Annotated in this window: 1 tRNA gene; it reads left to right on the forward strand. The window is 64.0% G+C overall.

Annotation, left to right across the window (positions count from 1 at the left end):
* Positions 1 to 167 precede the first annotated feature (167 nt).
* Positions 168 to 242 (forward strand) — tRNA-Gly (locus V3C85_RS00010).
* Positions 243 to 383: the final 141 nt, after the last annotated feature.

The following is a 383-nucleotide window of genomic DNA, read 5'->3' on the forward strand; positions in this document are numbered from 1 at the left end:
TTTTTCGGGCCTGCCGTTGCGCGTGCCCCAGACCTGTCGGGAACCAGTGCCAAACGCAAAAAGCGGCCGCTTTCGCGGCCGCCTTCTGAACGTAATAAGCGGCGACCTCACCTTGTCGTCCGCCCGGCCGCCCCCCCTCCCCCAACATCAGAGCACAGCCACGGTGTGCGGGCGGAGCTCAGGGGTAGAGCATAACCTGGCCAAGGTTAGGGTCGGGCGTTCGAATCGCCTCGCCCGCTCCAAATCCCCCAAACACAGGCGCCAGGTGGCGCCTTTTTTGTTTTTCGGGCCTGCCGTTGCGCGTGCCCCAGACCTGTCGGGAACCAGTGCCAAACGCAAAAAGCGGCCGCTTTCGCGGCCGCCTTCTGAACGTAATAAGCGGC

Source organism: Pseudotabrizicola sp. L79 (assembly GCF_036553525.1).
GTDB lineage: Bacteria > Pseudomonadota > Alphaproteobacteria > Rhodobacterales > Rhodobacteraceae > Pseudotabrizicola.